This window comes from Pseudomonas sp. MOIL14HWK12:I1 (genome assembly GCF_000510705.1).
GTDB classification, from domain to species: Bacteria; Pseudomonadota; Gammaproteobacteria; order Pseudomonadales; family Pseudomonadaceae; genus Chryseomonas; species Chryseomonas oryzihabitans.
This window is the reverse complement of the sequence record NZ_KI783307.1, coordinates 130,644-150,082: the sequence shown is the minus strand read 5'-3', so window position 1 is coordinate 150,082 and position 19,439 is coordinate 130,644. Positions and strand designations below refer to the sequence as shown.

The window sequence follows — 19,439 nt, the reverse complement described above, 5'->3', positions numbered from 1 at the left end:
ACCAGCCCTCCATCCGCAAATGTTATATTATAACACTTAATAGCCGCTCTAGCCCGCCCCTGCCAGCCGTAGAATCCATCACAAAAATTCCGTAGTGCCTCAGCCCAAACCACTACACAAAGGCAAAAGCCTGTGCGAAAGTAGCGCCACAACCTGTATGACAACCTTACAACCACATAAGCAGGTCTCCATGTTCGCCAAGGTTCCCGCCAATGTCCTGAGCGACAATGTCGCTCAGCAGCTGCTGGACAAGATCGAAGCCGGTGTCTTCGCCCCCGGCAGCAAGATCCCCAGCGAAGCCCTGCTCTCCGAAGCCTTCGGCGTCAGCCGTACCGTGGTGCGCGAGGCCATCTCCCGCCTGAAGAACGAAGGCGTGCTGCAGCCCCAGCAGGGTCGCGGCATCTTCGTCACCGCTCACGCCAGCATCCGTCCGCTGCGTATCGACGCCGACGAAGCCAGCCTGCCCGGCAGCGTCTTCCACCTGCTGGACCTGCGGCGCGCCATCGAGGCCGAAATCGCCTCCGAAGCCGCCATCAACCGCAGCGAGACCGATCTGGTCGCCATCGACGAGGCCCTGGCCGCCATCGACGAAGAGGTCGCCGACGGCCATGACGGCGTACGCGCCGACGTGGCCTTCCATCGCACCATCGCCCAGGCCACCGGCAATCCCTACTTCATCAGGACCCTGGAATTCGTCAGCCAGTACCTCGAGACGGCCACCCGCATCACCCGCACCAACGAGGCGCGGCGCGAGGACTTCTCCCGTCAGGTGCACGAAGAACACCAGGCCATCGTCGCCGCCATTCGCCTCGGCGATCCCCTGGCCGCCGCCAACGCCGCCCGCCAGCACATCTACAACGCCGCCCGCCGCCTGCGGCAGGCCGGCTTCGCCTGACCTTTTACGGAGAACAACAAGATGCAAGACAACGTCGGTGTCATCGGCCTCGGGGCCATGGGTCTGGGCGTCGCCCGTTCGCTGCTGCGGGCCGGCTTCGCCGTGCATGCCTGCGACGTGCGCGCCAGCGTGCTGGAAGCCTTCGCCAGCGAAGGCGGCGTGGCCTGTACCTCGCCGGCGGCCCTGGCCGACAGCTGCGACATCCTCATCACCGTGGTGGTCAACGCCGAGCAGACCGAAGCCGTGCTGTTCGGTGAGCAGGGCGCGGTTGCCGCCCTGCGTCCGGGCAGCCTGGTGATCGCCTGCGCCACCGTGGCTCCGGCCTACGCCGTGGAGCTGGGCGAGCGCCTGGCCGAGCGCGGCATCCTGCTCCTGGACGCCCCGCTGTCCGGGGGCGCCGCCAAGGCCGCCAGTGGCGAGATGACCATGATGACCTCCGGCACCGCGGAAGCCTATGCCAAGGGCGAAGCGGTCCTGGCCGCCATGGCCGGCAAGGTCTATCGCCTGGGCGACGCGCCCGGCCAGGGTTCCAAGGTCAAGATCATCAACCAGCTCCTGGCCGGGGTGCACATCGCCGCCTCCGCCGAGGCCATGGCCCTGGGCCTGCGCGAAGGCGTCGATCCGGAGGCCCTCTACGAAGTCATCACCCACAGCGCCGGCAACTCCTGGATGTTCGAGAATCGCGTGCCGCATATCCTCAAGGCCGACTATACCCCGCTGTCCGCGGTGGACATCTTCGTCAAGGACCTGGGCCTGGTGCTGGATACCGCGCGCACCTCGAAATTCCCGCTGCCGCTGTCGGCCACCGCCCACCAGATGTTCATGCAGGCCTCCACTGCCGGCTACGGTCGTGAAGACGACTCGGCGGTGATCAAGATCTTCCCGGGCATCGAGCTGCCCAAGGCCGCGGAGTGATCCCGATGAGCGCGACCGAGACCCGCCCGCTGCTGGGCTGCATCGCCGACGACTTCACCGGCGCCACCGATCTCGCCAACATGCTGGTGCGCGGCGGCATGCGCACCGTGCAGGTGATCGGCGTGCCCGCTGCCGACGCCGAACTGGAAGCCGCCGACGCCGTGGTAGTGGCGCTGAAATCCCGCACCACACCAGCGGCCGAGGCGGTGAGCGAATCCCTGGCCGCCCTCGCCTGGCTGCGCCAGCGTGGCTGCCGGCAGTTCTTCTTCAAGTACTGCTCGACCTTCGACTCCACCGCGGAAGGCAACATCGGCCCGGTGGCCGAGGCCCTGCAGGAGGCGCTGGACTGCGACTTCACCCTCGCCTGCCCGGCCTTCCCGGAGACCGGCCGCACCCTGTTTCGCGGCCACCTGTTCGTACAGGACCAGCTGCTCAGCGAATCCGGCATGCAGCACCACCCGCTGACGCCCATGAGCGATGCCAACCTGGTGCGGGTGCTGCAGGCCCAGAGTCGCGGCAAGGTAGGGCTGCTGCGCTACGACCAGGTCGCCAAGGGCCCCGAGGCCGTGCGCGCGGCCATCGCCGAGCTCCGGACTTCGGGTCATCGTCTGGCCATCGCCGATGCCCTGTCCGACGCCGATCTGCACACCCTGGGCGCGGCCTGTGCCGAGCTGCCCCTGGTGACTGGCGGTTCGGGCATCGCCCAGGGCCTGCCGGAGAATTTCCGCCGCGCCGGTCTACTGCAGGCGCACGACGCCGCCGCCCTGGAGTTGCCCACCGGTGGCGAAGCCGTGCTGGCCGGCAGTGCGTCCCAGGCCACCAATGGCCAGGTCGCTGCCTGGCTGGAAGCCGGTCGCCCGGCCCTGCGCCTGGATCCACTGGCGCTGGCCCAGGGTGACGACACCATCGACGCCGCCCTCGCCTGGGCGCGCGAGCAGGACCAGGCCGTGCTGATCTATGCCACCAGCCCCGCCGACGAGGTCAAGGCCATCCAGCGCGAGCTGGGCGTGGCGCGCGCCGGTGAACTGGTGGAGCGCGCGCTCGGCCAGATCGCCCGCGGACTGTTCGACCGCGGCGTGCGCCGTCTGGTGGTGGCCGGTGGCGAGACCTCCGGCGCCGTGGTCCAGGCCCTGGGCGTACAGGCCCTGCGCATCGGCGCCCAGATCGATCCAGGCGTGCCGGCCACCCTCGGCCAGGTGCAGGGCGAACCCCTGGCCTTGGCGCTCAAGTCCGGCAATTTCGGCAGTCGCGACTTCTTCGCCAAGGCCCTGCGCCAGCTGGCGGGAGAACAGCCATGAGCGCCGAAGCCCGGCTACGCGAAGAGATCTGCACCGTCGGCGCCAGCCTCTATGCCCGCGGCTACACCGTGGGCAGCGCCGGCAACATCAGCGCCCGCCTGGAAGACGGCTGGCTGATCACCCCCACCGATGCCTGCCTGGGTCGCCTGGATCCGGCGGCCATCGCCAAGGTCGGCCTGAACGGCGACTGGGTCTCCGGCGACAAGCCGTCCAAGACCCTGGCCCTGCATCGCCAGGTCTATGACCGCAATCCCGGCGTGGGCGGCGTGGTGCATACCCACTCCACCCACCTGGTGGCCCTGACCCTGGCCAGCGTGTGGCGCCCGGACGACATCCTGCCGCCCATCACCCCCTACCAGGTGATGAAGGTCGGTCATATCCCGCTGATTCCCTACGCCCGCCCCGGCGCCGCCAGCGTCGCCGAGCAGGTGGCGCAGCTGGCCAACCGGGTCCGCGGTGTGATGCTCGAACGCCTCGGTCCGGTGGTCTGGGAAAGCAGCGTGAGCAAGGCCAGCTTCGCCCTGGAGGAGCTGGAAGAAACCGCGCGGCTGTGGCTGCTGACCGAGCCGCGCCCGGCGCCGCTGGATGCCGCCGCGCTGGCCGAACTGGCGGAGACCTTCGGCGCCGTCTGGTGACCTGAAGCCCGCGTTACCGCAATACCCCCACGATGGCCCTCGTTGGCCGTCGCGGGATCGGCTTGCCCTGGAAAAAACAACAATAGCGAGGAAAGTGCCATGTCCCACGTCGTCAGCCCCATCCGCCCGGAGTCCCGTTCATGAGTCCGTTGCTGCTGGTCCTCATCGCCGCGGCGGGCATCGCCCTGCTGCTGTTCCTGGTTCTCAAGTACAAATTCCAGCCCTTCGTGGCGCTGATGCTGGTGAGTATCCTGGTGGCCCTGGCCGCTGGGGTCGAGCCGTCCAAGCTGGTGGCGACCATCGAAGGCGGCATGGGCAAGATCCTCGGCCACATCGCCATCATCATCGCCCTGGGCGCCATGATCGGTCGCATCATCGAACTCTCCGGTGGCGCCGAGGCCCTGGCCAAGACGCTGATCGAGCGCTTCGGCAACCGACGCACGCCGCTGGCGCTGACCCTGGCCGGCTTCCTGGTCGGCATCCCGGTGTTCTTCGAGGTCGGTGTGATCGTGCTGATGCCGCTGGCCTATGGCATCGCCCGTACCGCGCGCAAGCCGCTGATCGTCTTTGCCCTGCCGATGTGCGCCACCATGCTCACCGTGCACGCCATGCTGCCGCCCCACCCGGGCGCCGTGGCCGCCGCCGGCCAGCTGGGCGCCGACCTGGGTCGGGTGCTGCTGTTCGGCCTGCCGATCACCGCCGTGCTGGCCCTGATCGGCTGGTGGGTGGCCGGGCGCATGACCCGTCGTCACTACCCCATGACCGACGACATCCGCAGTGACGTCTATGGTCCGCAGATCACCGACACCCACCTGCAGCAGTGGGGCCGCGGCCAGGACATGGCCCCCGGCCTGCCCAGCCTCGGCGCCGCCGCGGTCAAGGTCGACGAGACCCCGGCCGGCCTCGCCGCCGGTCTGCCGCCCGCCCCGGCGCCCGGCTTCGGCCTGGTGGTGACCCTGATCCTGCTGCCCATCGTGCTGATCCTGCTGGGTACCCTGGCCACCAGCTGGCTGCCCGCCGGCAACCTGCTGCGCGACATCCTCACCGTGGTCGGCGCGCCCCTGGTGGCCCTGCTGATCGACACCCTGCTGTGCGCCTATGTGCTGGGCTTCCGCCGCGGCTGGTCGCGCGAGCAGGTCTCGGACGTCATCGGCTCGGCGCTGCCCGGCGTAGCCATGGTCATCCTCATCGCCGGTGCCGGCGGCGTCTTCGGCAAGGTGCTGGTGGACACCGGCATCGGCGCGGTGGTCTCGGAGCTGCTGCGCGCCACCGGCCTGCCGGTGCTGGCGCTGGGCTTCGTGCTGACCCTGCTGCTGCGCGCGGTCCAGGGCTCCACCACCGTGGCCCTGGTCACCACCGCCGGCATCCTCGGCCCGCTGATCGCCACCCTGGACCTCTCGGCCAACCACATGGCCCTGCTGTGCCTGGCCATGGGCGCCGGCGGCCTGGCCGTGTCGCACATCAACGACGCCGGCTACTGGATCTTCACCAAGCTGGTCGGCCTGAGCGTCGCCGACGGCTTGCGTACCTGGACCGTCCTGACCACCCTGCTGGGGTGCCTGGGCTTCGCCATCACCCTGCTGCTCTGGCCCTTCGTCTGATCTGGGAGACAAGCCATGCCCCGCTTCGCCGCCAACCTCAGCATGCTCTACCCCGAGCATGCCTTCCTCGACCGCTTCGCCGCTGCCGCGGCGGATGGCTTTCAGGCCGTGGAATACCTCTTTCCCTATGAGCACAGTGCCGCCGAGATCAAGGCCCGGCTGGACGCCGCCAGCCTGACCCAGGTGCTGTTCAACGCCCCACCCGGTGACTGGGCCGCCGGCGAGCGCGGCCTGGCCGCCCTGCCCGGTCGCGAGGCCGAGTGCCGCGCCGGCATCGACCGCGCCCTGGACTACGCCGCCGTGCTGGGCAATCGCCTGGTGCACGTGATGGCTGGGCTGCTGCCCACCGGGGTCGACCGGGCCCGCGCCCGCGACACCTACCTGGGCAACCTGGCCCATGCCGCCGAGCAGGCGGCCAAGGCCGGGGTGACGATCCTCATCGAGCCGATCAACCCGCGCGACATGCCCGGCTATTTCCTCAATCGCCAGGACGACGCCCAGGCCATCCGCCAGGCCATAGGCGCTGACAATCTGAAGGTGCAGTTCGACTGCTACCACTGCCAGATCGTCGAGGGCGACGTCAGCAAGACCTTCGAGCGCGACTTCGCCGGTATCGGCCACGTGCAGATCGCCGGGGTGCCCGACCGCCACGAACCGGACCTGGGGGAGCTCCATTACCCCTACCTGTTCGAGCGCTTCGACGCCCTCGGCTACGACGGCTGGATCGGCTGCGAGTACCGCCCCCGCGGCGATACCTCGGTCGGGCTGGAGTGGTTGCGTAAGCTCAGGGCGTAAACCCGACATCCCGCGTTGCCTGCGCCCCCCGTTGGGCTTCGACGAAAGAGCCGTCTCAACCCAACCTACGACCAGACTGGTAGGGTGGACAACGGCGCAGCCTTGTCCACCGCCAGGCACCATGCCCAGTGGAAAACGCTGCGCGGTTTTCCACGCTACGGGGCTGTCGCGGCCCCACCTGAACACTCACGGCGGCTTCTCCATGTTCGCCAGCCGCCAAATTCATCGGCAACCCGCACAGCCATGAGCTATTTCCGGTAACACCAAGCCTATAGCGTCGTTGTGCATGACGTACGTCCTAGACGTGCTCACTCACCGCCAACTCCTCGCAGAAGGTTACGTCCTTGGCCCCGATGATCGATCCTGAAATGGAGGCTGTGGCACGCCAGCTATGGCCCTCGCCACAACGGCTGCAGTTGGCCACCGGCGGACTGTTCAATCGCGTGGTGCAGGTGCAGTCCGCTGCCGGTACGACCTATCTGAAGCGCTTTACCGATACGGCAAGCTCCGGCGACTTTCCGCCGCTTCCCACCCGCGCCGCTGAGCGCTGCCTGGTCGCCTCCCGCTGGCATGACCTCGCGCTGGATGCGAGTGCCCGCGAACCACGCGTAGCGGTGCCCCTTCTGGTTGCGGTAGAGCCGGCGCTCGACATCGTGGCAATGGAGCAGGCGCAGGGCGAGCCGCTCTATGACGTAATCGTGGGCAATGGCCCAGACGCAGACACGGCGCTGCACGCCGTGACAGCCTGGCTGGGTGCGCTGCACGGCCTGCCGCTAGAGCCACGCCCGCAGCTGCTGGACGCCAGCGGACCGTTCAAGGCCTTCAAGATCGAGTTGCAGTACACCCAGGTGTTATCCGAGCTGCCGCCAGGGTTACGCAAGGCTGGCGAGCACTTTGCGGCCGACTACCTGCAACGCACCGAGGAGCCGGTGCACGGTGATCTCAACTCGCGCAACATCCTCAGCGCCAACGGCAAGGTTTCCGTGATCGACTTTGAACAGGGACACTTTGGCGAAGGCCTGTACGACCTTGCCTATCTGCTGAGCGAGTACCTGATCCGCGACCTGCGCTTGGGCGTCGATCCCGAAGCGACCATCGCGGCCGCCTGGGTAGGCTATTGCTCCGCACGCAACCAGGCTATCGATACAGAAGCCTGGCGGCGCCTGCGTCTGCACCTGGGATTCCAGACGCTGTATCGCCTGGTCGGGCCCAGCCGCAGGGTATGGACCGGCTACTTGGATGAGCCCGTGAAAGACGAGCTGCGACGCTGGAGTACCGCTGAATTGTCAGCTTGGCTGCCATGAAGGGTACGGGGCGATTTAGTACACCAGGACTTCGCCCCGGAGGCTACACCTCAACCACCGCCAACGGCTGCCCCAGCCTTCTCCGGAATTCCTCCAGGAAGGCCGGAGCGAAGGCCCGTGCCGGCCAGTGGTTGAAGATGAAGCCCAGGTCGGAAAAGGCGCAGGGCTGGGGGAAGTCGAAGCCGTTGATGTCGTCTTCGTGATCGCATTCCGGGCAGGCGAAGTTGTCGCTTTCCGCCGGCATCCACACCTCCAGGTGCTCGAACAGCGCCTCGCCGATCTCACGGCGGCAGGCAGGGCAACGCGCCCGCCCCTCGAAGCCGTCCAGCGGGGTGAAGATGCAGCGCTCGGTGACGATCTCCAGACCGCCATCGGCATAGTCGCGCGGATCGTCCATGCCCGGCGCCAGGCGCAGCACCTCGGTCAGTCGCGGACCCGGCGCATGGCCCCGCCGGCCGCGGCTGGGCAGGCAGGGCGAGGCCTCGGCCCGGACCACGCCGCTGGCGGCGAGCCAGCCAAGGATCTCCACGGCGGTGCGCTCCACCCGTGGATGGCTGGAAATGCGGGGAGCGAGGATGGTCTGGCGCAGGGTCATGGAACGCGGGTCTCGAAGAATGGGGCGCGCAGCTTAATCCGCTGCTCGCCGCGCGCCCATAGCTGCTAAGGTGAGGCCGACGAAAGCCATAGAAAGCGCCCCATGTTCAAGGACCCCTTCGCCCGCCTCGGTCTCGACCGCGAGGTGCTCAGCGTCAGCCAGCTCAACAGCCGCGCCCGGGTGCTGCTGGAGGACGTCTTCGCCCAGGTCTGGGTCGAGGGCGAGATCTCCAACCTGGCCAAGCCGGCGTCCGGCCATCTCTATTTCACTCTCAAGGACGGCCAGGCCCAGGTGCGTTGCGCGCTGTTCCGCCAGCACGCCAGCCGGGTGCGCCAGGCGCTGCGCGACGGCCTGGCGGTCAAGGTGCGCGGCAAGGTCTCGCTGTTCGAGGGCCGCGGCGACTACCAGCTGATCCTCGACAGCGTCGAACCGGCCGGCGACGGCGCCCTGCGCCTGGCCTTCGAGGCACTCAAGGAGCGGCTGGCCGCCGAGGGCCTGTTCGCCGCCGAACGCAAGCGCCCGCTGCCCGCCCATCCGCAGCGCATCGGCATCGTTTCCTCGCCGACCGGCGCGGTGATCCGCGATATCGTCAGCGTCTTCAAGAGACGCGCGCCCCAGGTGGAGCTGACCCTGATCCCCACCGCGGTGCAGGGTCGCGAGGCCACCGCCCAGATCGTCCGCGCCCTGCAACTGGCCGACCGCCAGGGCTTCGATGCGCTGATCCTGGCCCGGGGCGGTGGCTCTCTGGAAGACCTCTGGTGTTTCAACGAAGAACCCGTGGCCCGCGCCCTGGCCGCCTGCCAGACCCCGGTGGTGAGCGCCGTCGGCCACGAGACCGATGTCTCCATCGCCGACTTCGTCGCCGATGTCCGCGCCCCTACCCCGTCGGCGGCCGCGGAGTTGCTGGCGCCCCACAGCGCCGACCTGCGCCAGCGCCTGGACGGTCTGCATCGCCAGTTGCTGCTGCGCATGGGCGAGCGCCTGGCCCGGGAACGCCTGCGCCTGGAGGCCTGCAGCCGCCGCCTGCGCCATCCCGGCGAACGACTGCGTCAGCAGGCCCAGCGGCTGGACGACCTGGATCTGCGCCTGCGCCGTGCCTATGTCATCGCCCAGAATCGTCGCCGTGATCGCCTGGCGCACCTGGACACCCGCCTGGCCGGCCAGCATCCCGGGCGCCAGCTGGCGCTGTTGCGCCAGCGCCTGGAGCAACTGGCCGAGCGGCTGCCCCGGGTCATGCAGCGCCAGCTGAAGGAGCGCCAGCAACGCCTGGCCGGCGCCGTGCAGACGCTGCAGATCGTCAGCCCCCTGGCGACCCTGGGTCGCGGCTACAGCATCCTGCTCGACGAGCGGGGCCATGCCGTGCGGTCCGCCGCCGAGGTCGCCAATGGGCAAAAGCTCATTGCCCGCCTCGCCGAGGGCGAACTGGCGGTGCGGGTACTGGACAATCACCAAGAACCCACCACTCTGTCTCTGTTGGACTAATCGGTCCAACCCGGACCGATGGTGGCATGTATCTTGAACCCTCGGTCAGGATTTCCCCCTACCGAGGCCCTCCATGCATTCCCTTCTGCGCGCTTCCCTGTTTCCCCTCACCACCGCCCTGCTGGCCGGCGCGGCCCAGGCCGCGACCCCGCCCGCCGCGCCGCTGCAACCCAAGGTCATGCTCGTGGCGATGTTCGCCCCCGAGGCCCAGACCTGGATCGATCGCCTCAAGCTCACCCATAAGGTCGCCGTCGACGGCCTGTCCGCCGACTATCCAAATGTGCTCTGCAATGAGGCACGGGTGTGCCTGATGACCACTGGAATGGGGCACGCCAACGCCGCCGCCTCGACCCTGGCGCTGACTCTATCGCCCAAGTTCGACCTCAAACACACCTACTTCCTGATCGCCGGCATCGCCGGGATCAGTCCCAAGGAAGGCACCCTGGGCACCACCGCCTGGGCGCGCTACCTGGTGGACTTCGGCATCCAGTGGGAGCTCGACCCCCGCGACGTGCCCAAGGACTGGCCCACCGGCTACCTGGGCATCAACACCCGGGGGCCGGGCGAGAAACCGCCGCTGGACTACAAGACCGAGGTGTTCGAACTCAATGTGCGCCTGAGAGACAAGGCCTACGCCCTGTCCCGCCAGGCCGAGCTGACCGAGAGCGCGGAATCCAAGGCCTGGCGCCAACGCTACGATTACGCCCCGGCTAACCAGCCGCCGGTGGTGACCCGCTGCGACACCCTTGCCGGCGACACCTGGTATTCCGGCACCCGCCTCTCCGAACGGGCCGAGGAGTGGACCCGCCTGCTCACCAACGGCCAGGGCCGCTACTGCACCACCCAGCAGGAGGACAACGCCACCTACGAGGCCCTGCTGCGCGCCAGCCGTCTGGGTAAGGTGGACCTGCAACGCCTGGCGGTGGTCCGTGCCGGCTCGGACTTCGACCGTCCGGCCAAGGGCGCCTCCGAGGTCGACAACCTGCTCGACTACGCCAAGCAGGGCGGCTTCGCCCCGGCGCTGGAAAATCTCTATCGCACCGGCAATCCGCTGGTGCAGGAGATCGTCGAACACTGGGACGTCTGGCAGCAGGGCGTGCCGGCGAGCTGAGCCCTACTGGCGGGGCTGCTCCACGGTTCGCTCGGGTGACTGGGTAGCCGGATCGCTGCCCGGCGCGCTCTTTTGCACCACCTCGCTGCGCTGGGGTGGTGGCGTTTCCGGCGACTTGTCGCAACCGGCGAGCAGAGCGCCGAGGGTCAGCAGGGCCAGGCTGCTGGTGATGAGACGAGGCATGGTCTTCTCCCTGGGGGTTTGAAGGAGGACCCCGGGATTTCCACGGACGTTCCCGCCTGGGGCCAGGGCCGGCCGGCCGTCGGCCCCGGCGATCTTCCGGGCGCCTGGCGCAGTCGTACCTGCAGGACCGGCCCTTCCGGTCACCCATCAGGAATCCGCCATGCCCAGACCCGCCCTCTCCCGCCTCGCCCTGGCCACCCTGCTGACCGCCCTGCCCCTGGCACCGGCCGCCCTGGCCGCCGAGTCCAGCGCCAAACTGGAAAAGGTCGCCAGCTTCGATCACCAGGTCACCGGCGTCACCGTCAGCGAGAGCGGACGGATCTTCGTCAACTTCCCCCGCTGGACCGAAGACAGCGAGGTCTCGGTCGCTGAACTCAAGCCCGATGGCAGCCTGGTGCCTTATCCGGACCCGGCCTGGAACGGCTGGCGCAATGCCAAGCGCGACGAGCTGACTCCGGGCAACCACTGGGTCTGCGTGCAATCCGTGGTGGCCGACGGTCGCGGCAGTCTCTGGGTGATCGATCCGGGCGCTCCGGCCCAGGCGCTGGTGGTGCCCGGCGCACCCAAGCTGGTCAGGATCGACCTGGCCAGCAACCAGGTGAGCAAGGTCTATGCGCTGGACGAAAGCGTGGCGCCCCAGGGCAGCTACCTCAACGACGTGAGATTCAGCCCGGACGGTCGCCACGCCTATATCACCGATTCCGGTGCCCGCGGCGCCCTGGTGGTCCTGGATCTGGAGAGCGGCAAGGCGCGGCGCGCCCTGGATGGCGATCCGAGCACCCAGGCCGAGAAGGGCGTCAAGGTCAAGGCCGATGGCGAGCCGCTGATGCGTCCGGATGGCCGCGGCGTGGAATTCTCCGCCGACGGCATCGCCCTCTCCCCGGCAGGCGACTACCTCTACTGGCAGGCGGTCAAGGGCAATACCCTCTACCGCATCGCCACCGCGGCGCTGCAGGGCGACGACCTCGCCAGCCTGCCGGCCAAGGTGGAAAAGGTCGGCGAGAACGGTCCGGCCGATGGCCTGCTGATGGACCCGCAAGGGCGCCTCTATGTCAGCGCGGTGGAAGACCATGCGGTGAAGATCCGCGAGAACGGCCAGCTCACCACCCTGGTGCAGGACAAGAAACTGATCTGGCCGGACACCTTTGGTCGCGGACCGGATGGCACCGTCTATGTCACGGATTCGCGCATCCCCGAAATGAGCTTCTTCGATCCCAAGCAGAAGCCGGCCCTGGAAACCGTGCTCTACAAGATCGTGCCCAACTGACGAAGCGGGCTGCGGGCGCCTTGCCCTGCGGCCCTCGCCTGCTCCAGCATGGGCGTTTTCGCCGTTGGAAAACCCCATGTCCCGCCTGCTGCCCCTGCTCTGCTGCCTGTTCCTCGCCCTGCCCGCCCACGCCGGTACCTACCTGCAACGCCTGCTGGACAAGCCCGTGGCGGGTGGCGTCGCCGTGGTGCCGATCCCCGGCGACGCGGCGCCACGGGTGCGCTACCAGGGCAAGCCGGTGCTGGTGGTCAAGGACGGCAACGGCTGGGTGGCCATCGTCGGCATCCCCCTGGGCACCGCCGCGGGTCGCCAGCCGCTGGAGGTCGCCGGCGCCGCACCCCAGGCCTTCACGGTCGGCAACCGCCACTATGCCGAGCAGCGCATCACCCTGAAGAACCAGCGCCAGGTCACGCCCAATCCCGAGGACCTCAAGCGCTTCGAGCGCGAACTGGCCGAACAGCAGGCCGCCTACCGGCTGTTCTCGCCGAACCAGCCCAGCAATCTGCTCCTCGACAAGCCGGTGGACGGCCCGCTCTCCAGTCCCTTCGGCCTGCGCCGCTTCTTCAATGGCCAGGAGCGCAATCCGCATTCCGGCCTGGACTTCGCGGTGCCCGCCGGCACGCCGGTCAAGGCGCCCGCGGCCGGCAAGGTGGTGCTGGTGGGCGACTACTTCTTCAACGGCAAGACGGTGTTCGTCGACCACGGCCAGGGGCTGATCAGCATGTTCTGCCATCTCTCCCGCGTCGACGTCCAGGTCGGCCAGGAGGTGCCCCGTGGCGGCGTGGTCGGTCGCGTCGGCAGCACCGGGCGCGCGACCGGCCCGCACCTGCACTGGAACGTCAGCCTCAATGACGTGCGCGTCGATCCGAGCATCTTCATCGGCGCCTTCAAGCCCTGACCGAGCGCAAACAATTGGTTGCAGTCGCGGGCATTGCCAGACAGCCGGCTTCGGCTTAAAAGGAACGCCCTTTCTTTCCTGCGGCCGCCCGGGCCTGGAGCCGACGCCATGACTGAGAAACCCCGCCTCGGCAGCATCCTGCTGGTCGCAGCGGCCTGCTACCTGCTGGTCGGCTTCTCCCAGGGGTTCGTGCTGTCGGCCTGGTCCTGGCGCACCTGGGTGGTATACGCCGTGCTGGTCAGTGTCTATCCCATCGGCCTCTATGCCGGCTGGTGGAAGAAGCGCGAGCCGGTCGAGCGCTAGACACCTGGCCCCCAGCCGTGGCGGGCATAGGCCCGCTCCAGCCGTTCCTCGCGCGAACTGAAGAGATCGCCGTCCGCCAGACCGCTCGCGGCCAATAGCCGGTCTTCCAGCACGGCCTGGGATTCCAGCCGACCGTCCGCATGGATATGGGTCACTGCCAGGCCCCGCCGCACCAGGCAGGGCGCCACCAGCAGGCCACGATGACAGGTTAGGGGATCGCGCTCGGCGCAGAGCAGGGCGATGCGCCAGCGGGCCTGGCCCTGCTCCAGCCGCAGCAATCCCTGCTGAAACGGCGCGCTGGAGGCCAGGCGGTCATAGCGCAGCTGTCCATTCTCATAATGCGCCGGATCCGGACTGCGCGCCCCCAGCTCCCGGCCCAGGAACACATAGGCGATCCCCGCCGCGGCCAGACCGTCGCGCAGGGCCTCGCGGCGATACTGGGGCACATGGCGGCTATAGGGCTGGGAGCGCACATCGGCCACTGCCGTCACCCCCTGCGCCTGCAGCAGCTCGACATAGCGCGCCAGCGGATGATTGGAGTGGCCGAGGGTCAGGATCATGGGATTTCAGCGCCAGGGATCGAGGCGATACAGCCCGCCGATGGGGCACTCCATACGGTTGCCCCGGGCATCGGTGGAGACGAGGACGTCACCCGGGCGCAGGCCGGCAGCCCGCGAGCGATAGCCGAGGCGATTGCCAGCGGCCAGATTGCGGCAGGGCACGGCGAAGTCCACCAGGTAGGCGCGGCCCAACCCGGTGCCCAGCGCCAGGTGCCGGGTGTCCAGGTAGTGCCAGCCGGACAGATCGAAGCCCAGGATGGTGTCCATGGCCGCGCCCTGCCGATAGCCGAGTTCGGCCAGGCGATCGTCCAGGGTCGGCGGTCCGAAGGGACGTCCGGCGCAACCGGCGAGCAGCAGCACGGCGACGAGGGTGAGAAGGGTCGGGGTGAAGCGCATGGAATTTTTCCTGGAAGGGCTGAACCTTGGACCGAGCACAGACGCCGAATACGGCATGCTGGGCGCAGCTTTGCTAACGTGGCGCCCGTAGTATCCCGTCAAGAGACCCCCTATGCCCACGGCCCTGACCAACCTGATCGACGACCTCGAAAAACACCCGCAACTGCTCACCCTGGTCGCCTGCCTCGGCCTGCTGCTGGCGGCCTGGGTGCTCAACTGGATCGTCAAGCGCATCTTGGTGCGCGGCTTCTATCGCCTGCTGCGCAGCACCTCCTTTGGTCAGGACCAGGAGCTCAATCACCACCGCGTCATCGGCCGGCTGGCCAACATCGTCCCGGCCCTGGTGCTGTCGATCGGCATCGAACTGGTACCCGGGCGTCCCGAGGCCCTGGTCACCGTGGTGCAGAACGTCTGCAGCGCCTTCATCGTGCTGACCATCGCCCTGGCCCTGGGCAGCGCCCTGAACGTGGTCAACGTGCTCTATTCGCGGCGGCCCTCGGCACGGCTCAAGCCGATCAAGGGCTATGTCCAGGTCAGCAAGATCGTCATCTACGCCATCGCGGTCATCCTGATGATCGCCACCCTGATCGACCGCTCGCCGCTGATCCTGCTCTCCGGCCTCGGCGCCATGGCCGCGGTGCTGCTGCTGATCTTCCAGGACACCCTGCTCTCCCTGGTGGCCAGCGTGCAGATCTCCAGCAACGACATCATCCGCGTCGGCGACTGGATCGAGATGCCCCAGCTCAACGCCGACGGCGACGTCATCGACATCGCCCTGCACACGGTCAAGGTGCAGAACTTCGACAAGACCATCACCACCATCCCCACCAAGAGATTCATCACCGACTCCTTCCGCAACTACCGCGGCATGCAGGAAGCCGGTGGCCGACGGATCAAGCGCGCGCTCAACATCGACCAGAACAGCGTGCACTTCCTCAGCGACGCCGAGCGTGAGCACCTGCACCGCTTCAACCTGCTGGACGACTACCTCACCGCCAAGGAGCAGGAACTGGCGGACTGGAATCGCAAGCTGGAAAAACGCGGCCAGGAGCCGGTCAACACCCGCCGGGTCACCAACCTGGGCACCTTTCGCGCCTATGTGGAACGCTATCTGCGCGCCCATCCCGGGGTGCACCAGGGCATGACCCTGCTGGTGCGCCAGATGCCACTCTCCAGCGAGGGTCTGCCGGTGGAGATCTACTGCTTCACCAACACCACGGTGTGGGCGCAATATGAGGGCATCCAGGGGGACATCTTCGACCACCTGCTCTCCATCCTCCCGGAATTCGGCCTCCATGTGTTCCAGCACCCGAGCGGACGCGATTTCCGCATGCGGCTGGAGCCGACCGAGGCCATGACCTCCCTCGGCGAACCGGGCACCCCGGCGCCCTGACCCGCCTCCGGCCTAAGGAAAGACCATGATCGTCGTCCACCACCTGAACAACTCCCGCTCCCAGCGGGTGCTCTGGCTGCTCGAAGAGCTCGGTATCGAATATCGGGTGCAACGCTACGAGCGAGCAGCGGGCGGCCTGTTCGCCCCGCCGGAGTTGCGCAAGGTGCATCCGCTGGGCAAATCGCCGGTGATCGTCGACGGCGACCTGACCCTGGCCGAATCCGGCGCCATCGTCGACTACCTGGCGCGGCGCTACGGCCCGCAACTGCTGCCCGCCCAGGACAGCCCGGAGTTTGTGCGCTACACCTACTGGCTGCACTATGCCGAAGGCTCGGCCATGACCCCGCTGCTGCTCAAGCTGGTGTTCGACCGCATCGCCACCTCGCCCATGCCCTTCTTTGCCAAACCCATCGCCAAGGGCATCGCCGCCAAGGCCACGGCCAGCTTCATCCAGCCCCAGCTCGACCTGCACCTGGACTACCTGGAAAGCCAGCTGGGCGAAAGCGGCTGGTTCGTCGGCGATAGCTTCACCGCGGCCGACATCCAGCTCAGCTTCCCCCTGGAAGCCGCCGCCAGCCGCGCCGGCCTGGACAACGGCAAGCGCCCCAAGCTGGTGGACTTCCTCAAGCGCATCCATGCCCGCCCGGCTTATCAGCGGGCATTGGAGCAGGGTGGGCCGTACGTCTACGCCTGAAGGCTGGGACGCCTATTATCCTCACGCAATAGGTTGGGTTGAAGTAGCCACATCGCTGAAGCCCAATCCAACCTACGCTGCATCCGGCTGCCTCGACAGGCCCCCTCTCCCTCCGGGAGAGGGCTGGGGTGAGGGAAAACTGCAACCCAGTAGCGTGGAAAACCGCGCCAGCGTTTTCCACTAACGGCACAGCACCTTACCCGCGTGGACAAGGCTGCGCCGTTGTCCACCCTACACGGCGTCCGGATGGCCTAAAAAACCCCCTCTCCCTTTGGGATAGGGCTGGGGTGAGGGAAAACCCCAGCCCCGTAGCGTGGAAAACCGCGCCAGCGTTTTCCACTGACGGCACGCCACCTTACTTATCGCGGCCATGGCGGTCCGCCGATGCGGCCGCTCCTATGGTCACATCGGAGCCTGTAGGAGCGGCCCATGGCCGCGATCAGCTCAGGCACTCAGCCCGCAATGTTTCCGCTGGCTCGGCGCTCCCACGTGGACAAGGCTGCGCCGTTGTCCACCCTACCCGCCGTCCGGATGGCCTCGGAGACCCCCCTCTCCCCCCTTGGGAGAGGGCCGGGGTGAGGGAGCCACGACTACCGCCGCATCGGCATCCGGTCGATGGTGCCGAACAGCGCCTTGAGCGACCAATCCTGCTGCTCCCGCACCTTGACCCCGCCGTCCTTGCCCACCAGATAGAGCGTTGCCGGCTGGCCAGCGCGGGCGTCCAGGGCCTTGAGCAGCGCCCGGGTCTGCTCCGGCCGCAGCGGCTCGCCGTTGCGGCTGCCGGCCTCGCCCACCACCGTATAGAGCACCATTTCCCGCTCGACGAAGGCTTCGCGATTGGCCGGCTGCGCCAGTTCTTCGCGAAGCTTCGCGACCTGGGGATCCTTCGCCGTCGGCGCCACCAGGATCAGCGGCCGCGTCTTCCAGCGTTCCGCCTCCAGGGGGTTGTCGGCGGCCTGGGCCGCCGACGCCAAGCCGGCGATCAGGGTGGTCGCCAGCCCTGCCAGCACCAGAGTCTTCATGGACGCCTTCCTTCCGTTCGGTTGCCGGGAATCGTCCAGCATTGACCCCAACCCGACGCCAGGGATCGCCCCGGCGATTTCGGGTTACACAAAAAACACCACCCCGTTCTTTTAGAAATCACCAATAACCAGCCCCGTCAAGCAATAAATCATCAGTAAATCGCGCTGATCGAACATTCCTGCCAATTTCAAAAAGAACATTGCGAGACCTGCCCTGCGCGGACTAACGTAAGCGCCATGCACAACGCCCATACCCTCATCCTCCTCCGGCAGCACCGCTGCCTGCGACTGGTCAGTCCACGACTGCGAAGCTCGACCGCGCTCGCTTCGTAAGTCCCGACCACGCCCAAGGAAAGAATCGCCATGACCATGCTCAAAGACCCCTCGCAGAAGTACCGTCCCTTCACGCCCGTCGCCCTGCCCGACCGCACCTGGCCGGACAAGGTCATCGACAAGGCGCCGATCTGGCTGTCCACCGACCTGCGCGACGGCAACCAATCGCTGATCGAGCCGATGGACGCCGAGAAGAAGATGGCCTTCTTCAAGTGCCTGGTCGCCGTGGGTCTGAAGGAGATCGAGGTGGGCTTCCCCTCCGCCTCCCAGACCGACTTCGACTTCGTCCGCGAGCTGATCGAGGGCGGTCACATCCCCGACGACGTCACCATCCAGGTGCTGACCCAGGCCCGTGACGACCTCATCGAGCGCACCTTCGAATCGCTCAAGGGCGCCAAGCGCGCCATCGTCCACTACTACAACGCCTGCGCGCCGAGTTTCCGCCGCATCGTCTTCGGCCAGGACAAGGCCGGCGTCAAGGCCATCGCCGTGGCCGCCGGCCAGACCATCGTGCGTCTGGCCGCCGAGCGGCCGGAGACCCAGTGGGGCTTCGAGTACTCCCCCGAGGTGTTCAGCTCCACCGAGACCGACTTCGCCGTCGAGGTGTGCAACGCGGTGATCGCGGTGTTCGCGCCGACCCCGGCCAACAAGCTGATCCTCAACCTGCCGGCCACCATCGAGTGCGCCACGCCCAACAACTACGCCGACCAGATCGAATGGTTCGGTCGCCACATCGACCGCCGCGACAGCGTGCTGATCAGCGTCCACACCCATAACGACCGCGGCACCGGCGTCGCTGCCTCGGAACTGGCGGTGATGGCCGGCGCCGATCGCGTCGAAGGCTGCCTGTTCGGCAATGGCGAGCGCACCGGCAACGTCTGCCTGGTGACCCTGGCGCTCAACCTCTACACCCAGGGCGTCGACCCCGAGCTGGACTTCTCCGACATCGACGCCGTGCGCAAGACCGTCGAGGAGTGCAACCAGCTGCCGGTGCACCCGCGCCATCCCTATGTCGGCGATCTGGTCCACACCGCCTTCTCCGGCTCCCACCAGGACGCCATCCGCAAGGGCTTCGCCCAGCAGAAGCCGGACGCCCTCTGGGAAGTGCCCTACCTGCCCATCGACCCGGCCGACATCGGCCGCGACTACGAGGCGGTCATCCGCGTCAACAGCCAGTCGGGCAAGGGCGGTATCGCCTTCCTGCTGGAACAGGAATACGGCATCAGCCTGCCGCGCCGCATGCAGATCGAGTTCAGCCAGGTGGTGCAGCGCGAGACCGATCGCCTGGGCCTGGAGATGACCGCGGCGCAGATCCACGCCCTGCTGGAACAGGAATACCTGCAGGCCAAGAGCCCCTATGCCCTGGTCAGCCACAAGCTGCGCGAGGAAGACGGCACCTCCACCGTCGACATCAAGGTCGCCGTCGAAGGTCGTACCGAGCACTGGCACGGCACCGCCAAGGGTCCGCTGGAAGCCCTGGTCGCCAGCCTGCCGCAGGCGGTGGAAATCATGGACTACCACGAGCACTCCATCGGCGCCGGCGCCAACGCCAAGGCCGCATCCTACATCGAGGTCCGCCTGGAAGGTCAGCGTCCGCTGCATGGCATCGGCATCGACGAGAACATCACCACCGCCAGCTTCCGCGCCCTGCTCAGCGCCCTGAATCGCGCGGTGACCCAGGCCCAGGCCAAGGCCGCCTGAAACTGACATTCGTCAAACCAAAGGGAATACCTGTCGGTGTTCCCTTTTTTTATGGCGA

General features: G+C 67.6%; 20 protein-coding genes. 15 read left to right on the top strand and 5 right to left on the bottom strand.

Annotated elements, in window-relative coordinates:
• The first annotated feature begins 190 nt into the window (after positions 1-190).
• The 7 genes from PSEK12I1_RS0110650 (at position 191) to PSEK12I1_RS0110620 (ending at position 7,443) form a co-directional block, all read left to right on the top strand.
• Positions 191-895, top strand: coding sequence for a FadR/GntR family transcriptional regulator (locus PSEK12I1_RS0110650; RefSeq protein WP_007163085.1), 705 nt, complete (start codon positions 191-193; stop codon positions 893-895).
• A 21-nt stretch (positions 896-916) separates the two neighbouring features.
• Entirely contained in the window at positions 917-1,810 is an 894-nt protein-coding gene (ltnD, locus tag PSEK12I1_RS0110645) for an L-threonate dehydrogenase (RefSeq protein ID WP_027601501.1), read from the top strand.
• A gap of 5 nt (positions 1,811-1,815) precedes the next feature.
• Positions 1,816-3,108 (top strand): 3-oxo-tetronate kinase, encoded by a 1,293-nt coding sequence (otnK, locus tag PSEK12I1_RS0110640; RefSeq protein WP_027601500.1) that lies wholly within the window; start codon positions 1,816-1,818, stop codon positions 3,106-3,108.
• Positions 3,105-3,743: an aldolase gene (locus tag PSEK12I1_RS0110635; RefSeq protein WP_027601499.1), complete on the top strand. Its 639-nt coding sequence runs from the start codon at positions 3,105-3,107 to the stop codon at positions 3,741-3,743. The genes otnK and PSEK12I1_RS0110635 overlap by 4 nt, the downstream gene beginning before the upstream one ends.
• Positions 3,744-3,883: 140 nt before the next feature.
• The gene (locus PSEK12I1_RS0110630) at positions 3,884-5,344 is read left to right on the top strand and encodes an SLC13 family permease (RefSeq protein WP_027601498.1); all 1,461 of its coding nucleotides are present in this window, start codon (positions 3,884-3,886) and stop codon (positions 5,342-5,344) included.
• 15 nt (positions 5,345-5,359) lie between these two features.
• Positions 5,360-6,139: a 2-oxo-tetronate isomerase gene (gene otnI / locus PSEK12I1_RS0110625; protein WP_027601497.1), complete on the top strand. Its 780-nt coding sequence runs from the start codon at positions 5,360-5,362 to the stop codon at positions 6,137-6,139.
• A gap of 353 nt (positions 6,140-6,492) precedes the next feature.
• A complete protein-coding gene (locus PSEK12I1_RS0110620; RefSeq protein WP_037065319.1) occupies positions 6,493-7,443 on the top strand; it encodes a phosphotransferase family protein in 951 nt (316 codons plus the stop codon).
• 43 nt (positions 7,444-7,486) lie between these two features.
• On the opposite strand, the gene PSEK12I1_RS0110615 is transcribed toward PSEK12I1_RS0110620, so the two are convergent.
• Positions 7,487-8,038, bottom strand: coding sequence for a hypothetical protein (locus tag PSEK12I1_RS0110615; protein ID WP_027601495.1), 552 nt, complete (start codon positions 8,036-8,038; stop codon positions 7,487-7,489).
• Positions 8,039-8,140: 102 nt separating this feature from the next.
• On the opposite strand from PSEK12I1_RS0110615, the gene xseA reads away from it, so the two are divergent.
• Together xseA and PSEK12I1_RS0110605 are read left to right on the top strand one after the other, a co-directional pair.
• Positions 8,141-9,520 carry an exodeoxyribonuclease VII large subunit gene (xseA, locus tag PSEK12I1_RS0110610; protein ID WP_027601494.1) on the top strand — a complete coding sequence of 460 codons (1,380 nt, stop codon included), beginning with the start codon at positions 8,141-8,143 and terminating at the stop codon, positions 9,518-9,520.
• A gap of 73 nt (positions 9,521-9,593) precedes the next feature.
• Complete coding sequence (locus PSEK12I1_RS0110605; RefSeq protein ID WP_027601493.1) at positions 9,594-10,631, top strand: purine nucleoside permease; 1,038 nt, start codon at positions 9,594-9,596, stop codon at positions 10,629-10,631.
• A 3-nt stretch (positions 10,632-10,634) separates the two neighbouring features.
• Here the strand turns inward: PSEK12I1_RS0110605 and PSEK12I1_RS0110600 are convergent, their stop codons facing one another.
• Positions 10,635-10,814, bottom strand: coding sequence for a hypothetical protein (locus PSEK12I1_RS0110600; RefSeq protein WP_027598327.1), 180 nt, complete (start codon positions 10,812-10,814; stop codon positions 10,635-10,637).
• 160 nt (positions 10,815-10,974) lie between these two features.
• On the opposite strand from PSEK12I1_RS0110600, the gene PSEK12I1_RS0110595 reads away from it, so the two are divergent.
• The 3 genes from PSEK12I1_RS0110595 to PSEK12I1_RS0110585 all read left to right on the top strand — a co-directional run bounded on the left by PSEK12I1_RS0110595 (position 10,975) and on the right by PSEK12I1_RS0110585 (position 13,282).
• Entirely contained in the window at positions 10,975-12,081 is a 1,107-nt protein-coding gene (locus tag PSEK12I1_RS0110595) for an L-dopachrome tautomerase-related protein (RefSeq protein ID WP_027601492.1), read from the top strand.
• A gap of 76 nt (positions 12,082-12,157) precedes the next feature.
• A complete protein-coding gene (locus PSEK12I1_RS0110590; RefSeq protein WP_027601491.1) occupies positions 12,158-12,979 on the top strand; it encodes a M23 family metallopeptidase in 822 nt (273 codons plus the stop codon).
• A 108-nt stretch (positions 12,980-13,087) separates the two neighbouring features.
• Positions 13,088-13,282, top strand: a complete 195-nt coding sequence (locus PSEK12I1_RS0110585) for a hypothetical protein (RefSeq protein ID WP_027601490.1) — start codon at positions 13,088-13,090, stop codon at positions 13,280-13,282.
• Here the strand turns inward: PSEK12I1_RS0110585 and PSEK12I1_RS0110580 are convergent.
• The gene (locus PSEK12I1_RS0110580) at positions 13,279-13,842 is read right to left on the bottom strand and encodes a DUF488 family protein (protein ID WP_027601489.1); all 564 of its coding nucleotides are present in this window, start codon (positions 13,840-13,842) and stop codon (positions 13,279-13,281) included. The two genes, PSEK12I1_RS0110585 and PSEK12I1_RS0110580, sit on opposite strands and share 4 nt — an antisense overlap.
• Positions 13,843-13,848: 6 nt before the next feature.
• A complete protein-coding gene (locus PSEK12I1_RS0110575; RefSeq protein WP_027601488.1) occupies positions 13,849-14,238 on the bottom strand; it encodes a DUF6491 family protein in 390 nt (129 codons plus the stop codon).
• Positions 14,239-14,350: 112 nt separating this feature from the next.
• Between PSEK12I1_RS0110575 and PSEK12I1_RS0110570 the strand changes: the two genes are divergently transcribed.
• Both PSEK12I1_RS0110570 and PSEK12I1_RS0110565 read left to right on the top strand, forming a co-directional pair.
• The gene (locus tag PSEK12I1_RS0110570; protein WP_027598333.1) at positions 14,351-15,631 is read left to right on the top strand and encodes a mechanosensitive ion channel family protein; all 1,281 of its coding nucleotides are present in this window, start codon (positions 14,351-14,353) and stop codon (positions 15,629-15,631) included.
• A 25-nt stretch (positions 15,632-15,656) separates the two neighbouring features.
• A complete protein-coding gene (locus PSEK12I1_RS0110565) occupies positions 15,657-16,325 on the top strand; it encodes a glutathione S-transferase family protein (protein WP_027601487.1) in 669 nt (222 codons plus the stop codon).
• Positions 16,326-16,915: 590 nt separating this feature from the next.
• Here the strand turns inward: PSEK12I1_RS0110565 and PSEK12I1_RS0110555 are convergent.
• Positions 16,916-17,347 carry a DUF4174 domain-containing protein gene (locus PSEK12I1_RS0110555; protein ID WP_027598335.1) on the bottom strand — a complete coding sequence of 144 codons (432 nt, stop codon included), beginning with the start codon at positions 17,345-17,347 and terminating at the stop codon, positions 16,916-16,918.
• Between the two features lie 363 nt (positions 17,348-17,710).
• Between PSEK12I1_RS0110555 and leuA the strand changes: the two genes are divergently transcribed.
• On the top strand, positions 17,711-19,381 hold the full coding sequence (leuA, locus tag PSEK12I1_RS0110545; protein ID WP_007162440.1) for a 2-isopropylmalate synthase: 1,671 nt from the start codon (positions 17,711-17,713) through the stop codon (positions 19,379-19,381).
• The last annotated feature ends 58 nt before the right edge of the window (positions 19,382-19,439 follow it).